This is a genomic window from Acinetobacter sp. 251-1, assembly GCF_030329305.1.
Classification (GTDB): domain Bacteria; phylum Pseudomonadota; class Gammaproteobacteria; order Pseudomonadales; family Moraxellaceae; genus Acinetobacter; species Acinetobacter piscicola_A.
The window spans coordinates 129,846-145,462 of record NZ_JACANS010000006.1; the positions used below are offsets into that span (position 1 = coordinate 129,846).

Annotated in this window: 13 protein-coding genes; 10 read left to right on the forward strand and 3 right to left on the reverse strand. The window is 37.2% G+C overall.

The features are described 5' to 3' along the window. Positions 1-66 precede the first annotated feature (66 nt). Together sppA and HX129_RS06400 are read left to right on the forward strand one after the other, a co-directional pair. A complete protein-coding gene (gene sppA / locus HX129_RS06395) occupies positions 67-1,101 on the forward strand; it encodes a signal peptide peptidase SppA (RefSeq protein ID WP_174493028.1) in 1,035 nt (344 codons plus the stop codon). Positions 1,102-1,179: 78 nt separating this feature from the next. Next, positions 1,180-2,001, forward strand: a complete 822-nt coding sequence (locus tag HX129_RS06400; RefSeq protein WP_130072860.1) for an alpha/beta hydrolase — start codon at positions 1,180-1,182, stop codon at positions 1,999-2,001. 87 nt (positions 2,002-2,088) lie between these two features. Here the strand turns inward: HX129_RS06400 and HX129_RS06405 are convergent, their stop codons facing one another. Continuing rightward, complete coding sequence (locus HX129_RS06405; RefSeq protein ID WP_130072859.1) at positions 2,089-2,526, reverse strand: META domain-containing protein; 438 nt, start codon at positions 2,524-2,526, stop codon at positions 2,089-2,091. Between the two features lie 239 nt (positions 2,527-2,765). On the opposite strand from HX129_RS06405, the gene HX129_RS06410 reads away from it, so the two are divergent. Next, positions 2,766-4,046 carry a type VI immunity family protein gene (locus HX129_RS06410; protein WP_286433042.1) on the forward strand — a complete coding sequence of 427 codons (1,281 nt, stop codon included), beginning with the start codon at positions 2,766-2,768 and terminating at the stop codon, positions 4,044-4,046. Positions 4,047-4,158: 112 nt separating this feature from the next. Here HX129_RS06410 and purN read toward each other — a convergent pair whose 3' ends face one another. Next, entirely contained in the window at positions 4,159-4,791 is a 633-nt protein-coding gene (gene purN / locus HX129_RS06415; protein WP_130072857.1) for a phosphoribosylglycinamide formyltransferase, read from the reverse strand. A gap of 16 nt (positions 4,792-4,807) precedes the next feature. After that, positions 4,808-5,878 (reverse strand): phosphoribosylformylglycinamidine cyclo-ligase, encoded by a 1,071-nt coding sequence (gene purM, locus HX129_RS06420; RefSeq protein ID WP_130072856.1) that lies wholly within the window; start codon positions 5,876-5,878, stop codon positions 4,808-4,810. Positions 5,879-6,013: 135 nt separating this feature from the next. On the opposite strand from purM, the gene cxpE reads away from it, so the two are divergent. From cxpE to HX129_RS06455, 7 genes are all read left to right on the forward strand, one after another. After that, positions 6,014-7,198 carry a chloramphenicol efflux transporter CxpE gene (gene cxpE / locus HX129_RS06425; protein WP_180044859.1) on the forward strand — a complete coding sequence of 395 codons (1,185 nt, stop codon included), beginning with the start codon at positions 6,014-6,016 and terminating at the stop codon, positions 7,196-7,198. A gap of 30 nt (positions 7,199-7,228) precedes the next feature. After that, positions 7,229-7,939 (forward strand): DnaA regulatory inactivator Hda, encoded by a 711-nt coding sequence (hda, locus tag HX129_RS06430; protein WP_130072854.1) that lies wholly within the window; start codon positions 7,229-7,231, stop codon positions 7,937-7,939. 106 nt (positions 7,940-8,045) lie between these two features. Continuing rightward, the gene (gene rbtA, locus HX129_RS06435) at positions 8,046-9,899 is read left to right on the forward strand and encodes a rhombotarget A (protein WP_286433041.1); all 1,854 of its coding nucleotides are present in this window, start codon (positions 8,046-8,048) and stop codon (positions 9,897-9,899) included. 14 nt (positions 9,900-9,913) lie between these two features. Further along, positions 9,914-12,346: a CSLREA domain-containing protein gene (locus tag HX129_RS06440; protein WP_286433039.1), complete on the forward strand. Its 2,433-nt coding sequence runs from the start codon at positions 9,914-9,916 to the stop codon at positions 12,344-12,346. Between the two features lie 194 nt (positions 12,347-12,540). Then, positions 12,541-13,323, forward strand: coding sequence for a tellurium resistance protein (locus HX129_RS06445; RefSeq protein ID WP_286433037.1), 783 nt, complete (start codon positions 12,541-12,543; stop codon positions 13,321-13,323). A 9-nt stretch (positions 13,324-13,332) separates the two neighbouring features. Further along, positions 13,333-14,448, forward strand: a complete 1,116-nt coding sequence (locus tag HX129_RS06450) for a toxic anion resistance protein (protein ID WP_286433035.1) — start codon at positions 13,333-13,335, stop codon at positions 14,446-14,448. Positions 14,449-14,465: 17 nt separating this feature from the next. Next, positions 14,466-15,389, forward strand: a complete 924-nt coding sequence (locus HX129_RS06455; RefSeq protein ID WP_286436085.1) for a hypothetical protein — start codon at positions 14,466-14,468, stop codon at positions 15,387-15,389. Positions 15,390-15,617 lie beyond the last annotated feature (228 nt).

The window sequence follows — 15,617 nt, forward strand, 5'->3', positions numbered from 1 at the left end:
ATTTAGACAGTTTAACTGAATTAGTTGTATATAATGATGCCTTAAAAATTAATTTGGATGGTATGTATGTCCGATTGGCCACCGAAACCACATAATGAAAATACTCCATTAGGTAGTTCTGTACCACAACAACCGACAGGTCAAGAATGGCAACTTTTAGAAAAAGTTGTTTTGGCGTCAGTACAAGAACAGCGTCGCAGTCGCCGTTGGGGAATATTCTTTAAAATTCTAACTTTCTCATATATTTTTATTTTGCTTGGCTTTTTATTGTTTGGAAAAAGCTGTTCATCAGGGGATGATGCAACAGGTTCAACTTCAGAATCGCACTTGGGTATAGTCAATATCGTGGGCACGATTGATTCAAGTAATCAAGGTGTAAATAGCACGGATACCATTAAGTCGCTGAAAAAAGCCTTTGAAGCAAGTGCAGCTAAAGCTGTAGTACTTAATGTCAATTCACCAGGTGGCTCTCCTGTACAATCTGATGATATTTGGCAAGAGATTCGTTATTTAAAGCAGCAACATCCAGAGAAAAAAGTCTATGCAGTCATTGGGGATATGGGAGCATCAGGCGCTTATTATATTGCGTCAGCTGCGGATGAGATTTGGGTAAATCCGTCAAGCCTAGTCGGTTCTATCGGTGTGATTATGCCGAATTACGGTGTCAGTGGTTTAGCGCAAAAGTTAGGTGTAGAAGATCGCACCATGACCTCAGGTGCAAACAAAGACATTTTGAGTATGACCAAACCTGTGAGTCCTGAGCAAAAAGCGCATATTCAAGCATTATTGGACAATGTGCATTCACATTTTATTACGGCAGTAAAACAAGGTCGTGGTGAAAAGTTAAAATCGAATGATCCTGCGATTTTCTCAGGACTGTTTTGGACAGGTGAGCAAGCCATTAAGTTAGGAGTTGCAGACAAAGCAGGCAATATAGAAACGCTAAAACGTGAATTAAAAATCAAAAAAACGGTGAACTATACCGTTGAACGTAGTCCATTTGATTCAGTATTAGGTCGTTTAGGTTCGGAAATGGGACATGGTGTAGGTGAAGCAATGAGCCAAAAAATTAACATGAACCAAGATGTAAAAATGCAATAAGTTATGCTTTCGCTTCTTTCTATTCCAAGATTAGGAAGAAGCTTTTTTCATCATTTAAACCAGTAGAAATTGAAAAACATGTGTCGTTCAAAGCAGTCCAAACCACTGATTCATTTTGCGCATGCAAATGGTGTGCCCTCGAAAGTCTATTCAAAATTATTTGATCTTTTAAGTGATCAATATGACGTTATTTATGTGCCATTACTTGGTCCAGATCGCCGCTATCCAATTACACAAGGTTGGCAGGATTTGGTTGATCAAGTGATCGATAGTATTGTGCAGCAAGCACAAGGACGTAAAGTCATTGGTTTGGGACATTCTTTGGGCGCTGTCTTAACCTTGATGGCATCTTATAAGCGACCAGAATTATTTGAAAAAGTAATTTTGCTTGATCCTCCTTTAATTGTAGGACAAGCCTCATTTGCACTGTTCCTCACCAAAATTTTTCATCCAAAAATGGTCGATAAAATCACTCCGGCAGGTTTGAGCATTAAACGCCGAGATCATTGGGAATCGCGTGAACAAGCTGCGTTACTACTGCGACCAAAAGGTTTTTATCAACATTTTGATGCAGACTGTTTTCATGATTATATTCAGTATGCTCTAGTGGATGATCCTGTCCGCGGTGGAGTAGAGCTGGCAATTTCTAAATATGATGAGGTCGATATTTTTCGTACCAATTCAATTTCTTGGTGGTTACCTAAAGCCAAACCACCGATTACAGCGCAGTTGGTGGTGGGATCGGAAAGTCCATTTTTAACTCGAAAATTTCCGCAAATGATTCAGAAAAAATTAGGTATTCCTTTTAGCATCACTTCAGGGGGGCATATGTTTCCTTTGGAGCATCCTGTAGAAGTGGTACAGTTAATTAAAGACTTAATCCAAATTCCAAAAGATTAGTCCTGTTATTTGTGTTTTAACTATTCATACTAAAAAATAAGCACTTTTAAGTGCTTATTTTTACTTTATTTTAAATAAAATCTAAAGTTATTTCACATGATCAAATTTGATCACCACTTTGTTATTGGCATCTAAAAATTTCAACTCTTTTTTAGAGGCATCATAGTGGGTGACTTGACCTAAAGCTTGGGTATATTTTTGTGGAATATCCGTTGCATTCAGACATGCTCTTTGTGTTGATGCTAGATTAGAGAATTGAATTTGTGTGCCTTTGACCGCATAGCCGCCCATAAAGCGATTACAACCATCTGAACCACTGACGCGCTCATTGTTAAACTGTATAGATGGAACGTCAGATTGTGTTGGATCAGCAGCGAGTTTGGTGCCATAAAGTTCACTAACCACCCAATTTTTATTTTGTAGGTCATTTAAATTACGTTCAGTAGAAGGATTGGACATAGTTGCACAACCCGCCATACTTAAGGTTAAAACCGCACAACTTGAAATAAGGACTGATTTGAGCATTTAATTTCTCCACAGGATTGATGACTATTTGTTTTAATTTATCTATAAAATAAATAGTAGCTTGTATTTATTCAATTTTCAGAGAAATTAACTTAAAAAGTACACAAGTTGCCTAAATGAAAAACATTAATTTGCATATTTTTTGATTTATGAATAACTTCTCTATATAAGATTTACAATTTTGTGCCATAAAGCTTTCACCTGCTTTTTAAATAGTATTGAGATTAAGGAAAATTTTTGTGAAAGACGTTGAATTAAAAGTACCTGAGCAACAAGACCTGATTTTAGAACTAAAAAAAGCCGAACGAGAATTAAGATTAATCGATGATCAAAATCGACCATTGGCAAAATTAGCACTCACCATTCAACTCTATTATTTAGATGGTGCAACAGCAGAATCTAAACGTAAAGCATTAGAGATCATAGCGCAGTTTAAACAGAAATACGCTCCACATTTGAAAGCTCAGTTCACACAGAGTAACCGAGGTTTTGTAAAGTTTAATGAAAAAAACTATCAAAACTTTTTAAAAAAAGCTGAACAAAATATTCAAGCCAATGACGATTTATTCACTTACTATTTATCTTCTGATGAAGACGGTGAGTTTGCAGATGACTATGTGCTTGAGTTTTTCACAGCATATCCTGATTCAGAATCTGCAACAGATCAAAAGTTAAAACTCTCTTATGCTAGTCTTACTCTGCCTTTATCAACCATTGAAACAAAAGAAGGTTTAGAGGAATATCAACAGTGGATTCATCTATTTATTCATTCTTTTTCTGTTTTTCATGGTTATGCTGGACTGACTCTAAAAACGCCTTATGATCGACACCCATTTCAATCTTATGAATATGATATTACCCATAAATATTGGGGAATTACGCCCGATGGAGGAGCATTTTCTAAACATGAATGGCAAACCGGTCTCAGAAGTATAAGTTGGCAAACTTTTATTGGGGCTAGATTAAAAGATAAAGTGATTCAACAACCTTATTATCAAGAAACCTTGAAAAATTATCCGGACGTGAAAAATTCTGAGATAAATGGATGCTTAATTTTACAAGCGGGAGATATTCCTCGTTTAGCTAATGTCAAAGAACCTTTACCTTTAAGCTATGTTGTTGTTAATCAATTATGCCGAATTATTATGACTAAAAAACCTTTTGATGCTTTACATACAGGTAACCAAGGTAATCTATATTCCTACCCACAAACATATTATTGGTTACATCGTTGGAATAATGATAACTTTGAAAAGGGAATATTTAATCCTCAAGGCAAAAAACAAGAATTACTCCACGTACTGGGTAAATATAAATATGATCGTCAACTTGTTCCGTATTCAGGGATGTGGAAACCATTTGATTTTGAGGGATTTCCACAGCATTTAATAGTTGGTCAAGAATTTCCAGAAGAAGCTAAATATATTTTGGAAGATGATATTATTGATAGCAAAAATGCAGTGTGGTGTTTAGAAAAAAGAGATGATCATGGACCTGTTTTATTACCTAATCCCTTTTAAGAATATTTAAAATTAACATAATACAGCTTAATACTACAGAACCAGATTGATAGTATAATTTTCCAAGTAATAAAAAACGCATCCGAAGATGCGTTATTAAATTACACATTTTTTAAAATTTACAGAACTGAATAGGTTGTTTTAATACTTGACCCTTATACAGGACTTGACCATTTTCCATATGCTGAATCGTACCATTACAGATCCATTCAACTGCTTGTGGATAAATCAAGTGTTCAAGCGTATGTACTCGTTCAGCTAAAGTGTCGACAGTGTCATGTAAATGAACTTGAACCACACCTTGCGTCAGGGCTTGACCTGCATCGAGTTCTGCTGTGACGTAATGCACCGTACAACCATGTAGCATATCACCCGTATTTAAAACACGTTGATGCGTATGCATGCCTTTGTAATGGGGTAATAGAGAAGGGTGTATATTCACCATTTTCCCCTGCCAAGCATTGACAAAGCCTGCACTCAGAATTCGCATAAAGCCCGCAAGAATCACCAAATCAACATCCCAATCGAGTAATTGTTGATGCATCACCGCATCAAAAGCTTCACGATTCGGAAATTGTTTGTGTTCAATGATGGCAGTTGAGATGCCTGCGTGTTGTGCACGTTGTAAAGCATAAGCTTCAGGTTTATTGGAAATAACCCCTACAATTTTCCCTGAAAGATTTGCATCAATCAGGGCTTGTAAGTTACTTCCACTACCAGAAACAAGTACAGCAATTTTGATCATGGGATTGATGACTGAATTATGCGAAAATCACGCGGATTTTTTCGTCAGCACCTTCAACAGATTCAGCATTATCTTGGATGAAACCCAGTTTCCATGCTTTTTCACCCAATGTGTTGAGCAACTGAACTGTTTTGTCTGCATCGTTTGCATCAACAGCTATCACCATACCTACACCACAGTTAAATGCACGGTACATTTCGAATTGGTCAACACCACCTTCTTTTTGGAGGAGTTGGAACAATTCTGGCCATTGCCAAGAAGATTCATTAATTACCGCTTGTGCACCATTTGGTAATACACGTGGTAAGTTACCTGGTAAACCGCCACCCGTGATATGCGCCATCGCGTGAACATCAACTTGTTTGATTAATTCAAGAATTGATTTTACATAAATGCGTGTTGGTTCCATTGCTGTATCTGCAAGTGGGCGACCATCCACAATTTGTGTTAAATCAACATTTTTGACATCGAGGATTTTACGAAGCAATGAGTAACCGTTTGAATGTGCACCTGAAGATGCTACACCAATCAAAACATCACCCGCTTTTACTTTGCTGCCGTCAATAATTTTGCTTTGCTCAACCACACCTACACAGAAACCTGCTAAGTCATAGTCTTCGCCTTCATACATGCCTGGCATTTCAGCAGTTTCACCACCGACCAATGCACAGCCTGCAAGCTCACAACCTTTACCAATACCCGTAACAACATTGGCAGCAACATCAACATTTAAGTGACCTGTTGCATAGTAGTCAAGGAAGAATAATGGTTCAGCACCACATACGAGAAGATCGTTTACACACATTGCAACCAAGTCTTGACCAATCGTGTCATGACGGTTTAAGTTCAATGCTAAACGTAATTTTGTACCAACACCGTCTGTGCCAGATACGAGAACAGGTTCTTCATAACCTTTAGGAATTTTACAAAGTGCGCCGAAGCCGCCTAGACCGCCCATTACTTCAGGACGAGTGGTACGTTTAGCGACAGATTTGATGCGATCGACAAGTGCGTCGCCCGCTTCAATATCGACACCAGCGTCTTTATAGCTTAAACCAGTGTTTGGGGTAGAAGTTGAGTTGCTCATATTTGAAGTCTCCGCATTCGCGCGGCGATTATACCCGAATATACGAAACTCTTATGTTATTTCTGTACCAAAATGCTATCTTTATTGAAATATTTTACTTTCTATAATGAATAAACCTGAAAAAGGCATAATTGTATGCGCGATCGGACATTAAAACGAATTTTTATCCTCGCAGGGATCGCACTGATACTCTGGGTTTTATATTTGCTTAAGCCTGTAGTAGTGCCATTTATTGGCGCTTTTTTATTAGCTTATTTATTTAGCCCGATTGTGGAAAAGCTTGATAAGTTTTTACCACGTTGGTTAGCGATTTCAGTTGTATTTGTTGGCATTGGTATTGTTCTGACTTGGGCAATGTGGTTTGTAGTGCCTTTAGTGTGGAAGCAATTGATTTATGCGCGAGATAGTATTCCTGCGGCCATCCATTGGGTCAATTATACCTTGTTGCCTTGGGTTTCTCAGACGTTTAATGTTGAACGTATGGAACTCGACACAGATCAAATTTCCAAAGTTGTTATGGAATATGTACAAACCAATTACAGTGCAGACAGTATTCAAGCGATGGCACTTAAAATTGCGCAATCGGGGCTAAGTTTTATTTCCATTGGCGGTACAATTGTACTTATTCCGATTATTGCATTTTATTTTCTCTTAGATTGGAATCGTATGTTAACGAGTATGAGAAATTTAATTCCTCGTGCTTATGAACAAAGTACTTTAAAAATTGTGGGTGAATGTCACAGTGTTTTAGGTGCCTTTGTGAAAGGACAATTCCTTGTCATGTTTTTACTTGGTGTTGTGTATGCGGTTGGCTTACAGTTGGTTGGGCTTGAAGTTGGCTTGATCATTGGTATGGTTGCAGGCTTGTGTAGCATTATTCCTTACTTGGGTTTTGGTGTAGGCATTATTGCAGCGATGATTGCGGCATTTTTCCAATTCGGCTTGGACTGGACACATTTAGTGCTGGTTCTAGTGGTATTTGGGGTAGGACAAATTATTGAAGGTTATGTTTTACAACCATTCTTATTAGGCGATAAAATCGGATTATCGCCTGTCGCTGTGGTTTTTGCCGTGTTGGCAGGAGCACAATTAGCAGGCTTTATGGGGATGCTCATCGCGCTACCTGTTGCTGCGGTTATTGTTGTGCTATTGAAACATGCACGAGAATGGTATGAACGAAGTTCACTTTATCAGGACTCTACCTCAGTTGGCATTGAAAATAATGAAAATAGCCATATAGTTTCAATAGAAAGTGAGCATATTAATCTTGATCTTGAGATTCAAAACACGCAACATAATGACGAACCCTCAACCAAATAATGATCTGTTCTTAAGGAATAATGAAAATATATGCGTCAATTACAGTTGGATATAGAGCCACAACTAGATGCCAAAATCAGTGATTTTTCTGGCCCAGGTTGGGGACCTGTAATTGATGCAGTCAGACAATTACATGCAGGTTTGATGAACCGTTTCTATATTTATGGTGGAGCGGGATCGGGAAAAAGCCACTTGCTTTCAGCGATTTGTGATTCCTATTTAGAAATAGGTAAATCTGCGATCAAAGTTTCTCTTTTAGAGTTGCTTGATGCTCCGATTGAGGCGATTAGTGCTTTAGAAACCTATGATTTAGTTGCATTGGATGATATTGAAGCGATCAGTGGTGTACCACATTGGCAAAAAGCAGTTTTTCATTTAATTAATAGTAATAATGAAGACGGTGGTCAGTTGGTCTTTTCATCACGTTTTGCTCCGATTGAATTAAAATTAGAGTTACCAGATTTACAGTCTCGCTTAACCCAAGCTGTAAGCGTCAAAGTTCCAAATGGACATTCTTATGCAGACCGTCAGGCATTATTAAATTCTGTCTTAGCACGGCGCGGTCTACATTTTGATCCACAAATAACCGAATATCTGCTATTACATGGTGCACATCAAACCAGTACACTGTTGCAGTCAGTGGATCGTTTGGAAAAATTATTGAAAGGTGAGAAGGTAAAACTTTCTCATGCAACACTGAGACAAATCTATGCACTGATCGATGAGTACCGTCCACAATAAAATTCTTGAGAATTTTATTAAGCTGTGACAAAGTACGCACAAGGAATGTTAGCAAAGCTTTATGCTGGCTTATAAGAAATAATTAAAAGAAATCAAGGAGACTATAATGCTCAAACGGGACATAGGCTTAGGATTATTATGTATTACTGGTCATGCATTTAGTGCAAATATTGTGGTGACAACAACAGAAGATGTTGTAAAAGCCGATGACCAATGTTCCCTTCGTGAAGCGATTGAATATGTCAATAAAGGCTTGCCTGAAGCGGGTTTCAATGGCTGTGGTGGTAAAGAAACCTCAGCAGTGATTGAACTGAAAGGCAAACAAGAATATGTCTTGAAAAGTCAAATTTCTATTGCACAAAGTGTTGATATAAGATCAGTTTATGATACTACGGTAACAGATGCGAACAGTCAGGTCGGATTGTCGAATGCTGTAATCAAAGCATCAGGTAATCATCGTTTATTTAATATTAAAAAAGTTCTCTTGCCTGGTGATAAGAACCAAACGCAAGCTGAAAAAGATGCAAAAATTTCAGTCAATCTTTCAGAGCTTACGTTACAGGGTTGTGGTACAAGTCGTTGTGAGGCACAAGGTGGCTTGATTTACAATAATGAAGCACTCTCCATTACCAATGCACGTCTTTTAAATGGTACTGCCGATCAAGGTGGTGCAATTTATAATGCAGGTGTTCCAGGCTCAAGTTTTAACTGGAGTGTGGTGAGTATTGAAAAGTCATTTATCAAAGGTAACAAAGCAGCACAAGGTGGTGTGGTTTATAGTGAAGTGCCACAATTTTTGATTGCGCAGTCTGTTGTGCGTGATAATGAAGTGACTGATAGTAACTCATCATTATTTGAGGCAAAGTCACCTTTTAGTGCAGAGATCAGTAAAAACTTATCTGCATCTACACTGACACGTGGTATTTTTAGCAGTACGATTTTTAATAATAAAGGCTATATCATCAAAGTCTTAGATGATATGCAAGTGATTAACACTACGATGATTTTAAATAGCATGGGCTTGGTTGTGAATGCGCCAAACAAAAAAGGCTATGTTGCCAATAGTATTTTGGCAAAAAATGGTTCGCAAGACTGTAAAATCGTTGCTGGTGGTGAAGCCAATCAGATCAGTAATAACCTTTATTCTGTGGGGTGTGGTGGTACAGGGGCGCAAGCTTTGGGCAATACCACTTTAATTGCAGGTAAAACCACAGAAGGTAAGTGTGATCTAGGTTCAACAGGAATTTTATGCCCATATAATCCTGCAAAAGATACAGTGATGAGTTTCTTCAAGCCTCGCTTAATTGAAAGTTATAAAACCATCGCAGACTCACCTATTGTGAATAAAGGTCCACAAAATAGTGACCTCTTGGCTTGTGTAGTGGATCAGCGTAATACAAAACGTCCAAATAATGCTAAGTTATGTGACCGTGGGGCAATTGAATTGTCTGTAGATACTAGTACAAATACGACGGTCGGTGAAGATATTCACTATGGTGAAATCGCTAAATTTAGTCTTTCAACCAATACTGAAAATGGCGCATCTGTAAAACTAGCTCTTCCAGATCAATTACAAGATGGTGAATTGGTTACGCCTGCACAATGTACAGCATTATTTGGCAAACCGACCGATGGTAGTCCTTGGAAACCAGGTTGTTTAAAAGTTGTGCAAACCAATACGCCTTCAAAAGGCACATTAACAGTAACCCAAGATGGTGATATTACTTATGTCCCGAATGGTAATTGGCATGGTTCAGATGAGTTTCAGTTAAAAGTGGTGACCTCAACCACGTATTTTAGCGACAATACTGAGCCTTATATCGCAATTAATGCACGCGTTGTACAAGCACCTGTGAATAATTTTGAAGATAAAAAAGTAAAAACTTCGGGTGGTGGTGTTGGTGTTATTGCATTATTCACTTTATTTGGCTTGATCGGATTACGCAGAACTAAAAAATAATAAGGAAATAAGTGATGAAACATTATAAAAAAGGGGTTTTAACCCTAATGGTTTTATCTGCAATGTCATTAATGGCGGCAGAAGATCGAACAATTTATGTCACCACATTTGCCGATGAAAATGGTGAAAATACAGATAAATGTTCTTTGCGTGAAGCGGTAATCACCGCGTCTACACATAAGGCATTTGGTGGCTGTAGTGCGGGACAACCGCATAGTACAGTCACGAATGTGATTCAGTTGGAAGCAGGTGAATATCAATTAAAGTCAGAATTGCAGCCAAGTTCAGCGATGCTGATTGTGGGCAAAGAACCAGCAGACTATAGCAAACCTGATGTATTAACAAATAGTTATCCTGCGGCAACTGCACTAAAAACCACCATTAATGCACAGGGATTATCACGTATTTTTAATACCAATAATACCAGTGCACCGAGTTTAACTTTGACTAATTTAAAATTAATCAATGGTTCAAGTAAAAATGAGCGCACCAATGCAGGCGGAGCGCTTTATCTAGGCGGACCAACAATTTTAAATAATGTTTCGATTGAAAATTCGAATGCACAAACTGGTGGCGCAATTTATTTGAATGGTACCCATAGTGATTTAACCATTACGCATGGTACCTTTCAAAAGAATAATGCAGTTACAGGTAGCCTCTTAGCAATGACCTGTAGTGATCAGTTAAATGATACCAAACGCAGTATTGCAATTTCGAGTGCAAGCTTTTTAGGCAATGGTGCGGCAAATAGCAATAGTATGTTTGCATTTTGTGGTCAGCCTGATGTGAACTTTTCTGCAAATACCATCACTGAAAATACAGCAAATGCAAATAACGGCAGTATTATTCAATTTAGTGCAGTAACACCACAAGGCAATGTAAGTTTGAGCGACTTATCAAGTATTGTATTGCTCAGTAATACCATCGTTAAAAATTCAGCATGGTCAACCTTCTTATATAATGCTCCAACCAGTAAGACCTTAGGTTTTAATGTCCTCGCTTATAATGGCAATGGTAAATCGTGTCGTTATACAGGCAATGACTTGGCAACAGTTGATAAGCCAAATATGACTGTGGAAAAAAATGCATGGGCATTATCAGCAAATAGTGCAAACTCAAGTTGTGAATTACCTGCTAAAGTCACAGCCACTGAAGCTGTAAAAAATTCAGTAGATTTGAGCAATATTGCATTTTCAAGTGTATTGAGTAGTTTACAACCTGCATCACAATATACAGGTTTTATGCCTTTATATTTCCCTCTAAATATCAAAGGGGCGAGTGTAAGTTTAGTCGATACCAAAGCATACTCTTGTAGTGGATATGATCAACGAGGGGTAGGTCGAGTCAATGCGAGCGAGTCCAAAACCTCAGATCAATCCAACTCATGTGATATTGGTTCAACAGAAATTGTACGTTTAACTGCATTTAAAGCAGAATTAACCAACGGTTCTGTCGTGACGTTATTGGATCAATACAAAGGTTATGCTGACAAGTTTAAAACCTTAATTGAAGATAAAACCACCAAACCTGAATTCTTACCGTATTACAAAGCAGAGCAAGCCAAATATAGCAATCTTGCAAATATTAAAACCAAGCAAAAATATCGTACTATTTTCTTTGATCCATTTGTTTCAAACCTGCCACATGAGATTGAGTTAGGAAATGGCGGACGAGAAATTAAACATTTGAATGCTCAGAATTATTTGGTTGAAGTCAATGCTAAAGGTATCGGTAACATTTCTGAAAATGTTGAAAATATTAAGCCAGATGCAAATCTTAAGTGTGAATGGGATGCAAGCTTAGGTTTGATCAAAATGTGGCGTGTTGATGACCATGTTACGCCAACAGGTGATAAAGAATTTTGTCAATACACTTTGAGATTAAACGCGGATCGAACTAAATCATCTTCAGCCTACATTTTAGGCACATTTGGTAATATTGCACCGATTGCCAAAGATGCTGAATTTACAGTGAAAGAAGGTTCAGATAAGAAAGTCACCGTTGATTTACTGAATTATGTTAATGATGATGGTGATGGTTTAGTTAGTGCTTTGACAGATCAGAAGTTAAAAAACAAATTGGCTTATTATACCAATGCCAATGGACAGGATTTAGCAATCCGTATTACTAAAAAAATTGATCCTTTGCTTTTTAGTGCAGAACGTAGTGGACCTTGTCCGGGTGAAGACCGTTTATATACCTGTTATGGTGGTAAAATTACCGTTCAGTATAAAAATACTTTAGATCCATTCAGTTATAAATTTAATTATGCAGTTTATGACGCCGATGGATTGATCTCAAATGAAGCGACTGTAAAATTGAACAATACTGCAACAGCAGCAGATAGTGTGCGCAACAGTGGTGGTGGTTCAATGGGATGGTTTGGTATCTTGGGTCTTATTAGTTTAGCGGGTTATCGCCGTTATAAAGATGCTCGTAACAAATAATCAATAACTTCATGAAAAACCAGTGCTTGCACTGGTTTTTTTATTGTTGATGATTTAAATCAGTAGCTTAACGCTCAACGTTTACATATTTCTATATTTAAAATTTTAAAATTGTATTATAAGTTTGCATAAGACTTGTATTTTATGCCTGTGCAAGCCATAACATAGATGTATAATTTTTATATGATTTTGCCATGACCCAATTGATTTCATTGACACCTTTACAGCATATTCAGATTGATCCTGAGGAATTGTTGTTGATTAAACGCAATGATTTGGTACCGCTATTAGATAATCAAAGTCGTTTAAATTTATATGCAGATCAGTTAATTCAAGCACAATCCGTGTTACTCAACGGCGTAGATGCACAGTTGACACAGAAACTTAGTCAAGTCATTGCACAAATTATTCAACAACTCTCAAATTCGCAAAAAAAGCTCAAACAGCGTAAATTTAATGCTTTACAAAAATGGCTTGGATTAGACTTAGAGTTTAGTGCGGGGCAGGTGAAATATTTTAGAGATTTAGATGTTTTGATTCAGGAAGCCAATTATTTAAATCAAAAAATGGCCATTGAAATTCAAAAATCACAAGCACGTTACCAGCAAGCACTTGGTTTTCGTGAACAAATGGCAAAGTATATTCGAGCAGCACAAGAATTTTTAGGTGAATATCCTTCCTTTGTCAAAAATAGGCATCCTTTAGATAATTTTGCAGAACGATTATCGAAAAAAATTCATACTTTAGAGACTCTGCAAGCCAGTAATGATATTGCTTTGGCGCAAATGCAACTGACACAACAATTATCATTGAGTTTGATGGATCGTTTTAAAGAAGCACAACAAGTGTTGATTCCTGCTTGGCAATATCATTTAAAACAAAACTCAGAGCAACAGTCGAGAGAGTCAGTACAAGAGCTCGACCAAAGCCGAGAGAAATTGATCAACTCATTGAAAAAATCATTAGAGCAAAAATAGGGGTGTGTGATGACAGAATTAGATAAAAATGTCTTGGTTGAATCTTTGGTAGACTCACAACAACGTTTTGAGCAGCTCAGCCTTAAAGAGATTGGTTTAAATGCTGATGACTATCATGAAGTGCTCAATGCACAAAAAGAGTTGCTTAATATTGACCATCATGCAGTGGCTGAATATGGTAAAAATATTGCAACTAAAACCTCATCTTATACGGATGAATTGTTAGATTTGGTCAAAAATAAAGACCTCGATGCCACAGGACAAAAACTCAATCAGGTCGTACAAGTTGCCCAACAGTTAAATACCTCAAGTATTTTAAATCAGTCAAAAAGTTCAGGCTTTTTTGGTGGCATTTTAAGTAAATTTAAAGGGGCTAAGCAAAGTTTTGATCAGCATTTTAATTCAACCAAAGAGCAGATTGAAAGTTTAGTTAAAGAAATTGAAACATCACAAAATGGTTTAAAAGCGCGCGTCAGCACTTTAGACAAAATGTTTGCTGCGGTACAAGAGGAATATAAACAATTAGGTATTTATGTTGCGGCAGGTAAACTCAAACAACAAGAGTTACAGCAAGAAATTTCAACACTGACCACACAAGAACAAGATCAACAGACGCATCAGCGAATTTATGATTTAAATCATTTAGCCAATAATTTGGAAAAACGAGTGAGTGATTTGCAAGTTCTACAGCAGTCTGCAATGCAAACTTTACCGATGATTCGTATTATCCAATCCAACAATATGATGTTGGTTGATAAGTTTTATGCGATTAAAAACATCACTTTACCTGCGTGGAAAAATCAAATTAGTTTGGCTATTTCATTGCATGAACAGCGTAATAGTGTACAGCTTGCAAATACCATCGATGATGCAACCAATGATTTATTAAAGCGCAATGCGGATTTATTACATCAAAATTCAGTAGATACTGCCAAAGCCAATCAGCGTTCAGTGATTGATATTGAAACCCTTGAACATGTGCAAAATACCCTCATTAAAACTGTAAATGATGTGATTCAAATCCAGAAAGAGGGGGTGCAAAAACGTGAGGAAGCTTCTGAGCGGATTCGTGCCTTGCAAAGTAATTTGAAACAATTGGTTTTGGAAAATACGCATTCTTCTTAAGCTTTTAGGAGAACATATTGTCACTTAAAGAAGATTATCCTGTACAGTCAGCAGATTTAAACACAGGCTTAGCCCGTTTAAAACAGCGCCAAGGTAAATTGACTGCATTGACTGTGTTGAGCTGTGTAGTGTTTATCGCAACGGGTTTAAGCTTGTTTATTCAGCAGGATGTGGTTTTTCATTTTTTAGGTTTGACACAAACTATTGCTCAACTGCATATTCCGTTGAGTGTAGACCAAAATTTACAGGCCTATGTTGAGCATCCAAATTATTTGATGAATTTATTTTCATGGTTTGGTTGGTTGTTACTTAAAGTTGTTGTGTCATTTATTGGCGCATTTTTCATTGTCGGTTTTTTAAAGAAATTTCGTTTTTTCTTGGTGCGTTTTCAGTCTTTTGTACTTAAATTTGTGGCTTGGATCATTGCTTTTGTGGTGTTGTGGTCAGGGCTAACGTATTTACAATATGATTGGCAAGACAATGAACAGTCCGCTTATGAAGAACTTGTGCATTATGATCGTAATATTCAACAAAGTCATATTTTTCAGTATTTGCAACACTCTGAAACTGCAAAACCTGTACAAGCCTATCTATTAGGACAGGCTGCGTTATTGCATAAGCCACAGGATCGAGATACAGCTACGGCATATGTTACACAATTGGTTCAGGCTGAACGCACCCATCCACATTTTCTTGAATATGGCTTTAAACCTGAGCAGCTGTGGGCGATGCAACATGCTGTTTATGCAAAAGCAGTGACAGCCAGTACTGAAAAATTACAGCCTCGTATTGAAAATGCACAGTCGTGGTCAGCACTGATTCAAAAGGTTTTATTGGGAATTTTGACCTTATTTCTTATGCTGAGTATTGTTTTATATGCTTTGACACAACGATTTAAGCAACGTGTTATCCGGATTCAACGACAAATTCATTTGGACTAGTGTTTTGATAATAGAAGATCTCAGCTTATACAGTACATAGATTTTTAATAAATCGCATTGTGCGATATAGATGCAAAATAATATTTATTATCAAATACTGAGCGTCATTGTTTTTCTTTGTATTTTATAAAATTTGGGATTGTGCAATTTATCATTATTTTGGATTAAAAAACAGTCATGTTGTTGAGGTAGGGTCAATAGCATATATTTTTACGATAAGTATCATGA

Bases quoted from the DNA above. Each gene is read 5' to 3' on its own strand.
- HX129_RS06445 (WP_286433037.1), top strand. From the start codon at position 12,541: ATGACCCAATTGATTTCATTGACACCTTTACAGCATATTCAGATTGAT.
- sppA (WP_174493028.1), top strand. From the start codon at position 67: ATGTCCGATTGGCCACCGAAACCACATAATGAAAATACTCCATTAGGT.
- HX129_RS06440 (WP_286433039.1), top strand. From the start codon at position 9,914: ATGAAACATTATAAAAAAGGGGTTTTAACCCTAATGGTTTTATCTGCA.
- purM (WP_130072856.1), bottom strand. From the start codon at position 5,878: ATGAGCAACTCAACTTCTACCCCAAACACTGGTTTAAGCTATAAAGAC.
- rbtA (WP_286433041.1), top strand. From the start codon at position 8,046: ATGCTCAAACGGGACATAGGCTTAGGATTATTATGTATTACTGGTCAT.
- hda (WP_130072854.1), top strand. From the start codon at position 7,229: ATGCGTCAATTACAGTTGGATATAGAGCCACAACTAGATGCCAAAATC.
- HX129_RS06450 (WP_286433035.1), top strand. From the start codon at position 13,333: ATGACAGAATTAGATAAAAATGTCTTGGTTGAATCTTTGGTAGACTCA.
- HX129_RS06400 (WP_130072860.1), top strand. From the start codon at position 1,180: ATGTGTCGTTCAAAGCAGTCCAAACCACTGATTCATTTTGCGCATGCA.
- HX129_RS06405 (WP_130072859.1), bottom strand. From the start codon at position 2,526: ATGCTCAAATCAGTCCTTATTTCAAGTTGTGCGGTTTTAACCTTAAGT.
- cxpE (WP_180044859.1), top strand. From the start codon at position 6,014: ATGCGCGATCGGACATTAAAACGAATTTTTATCCTCGCAGGGATCGCA.
- purN (WP_130072857.1), bottom strand. From the start codon at position 4,791: ATGATCAAAATTGCTGTACTTGTTTCTGGTAGTGGAAGTAACTTACAA.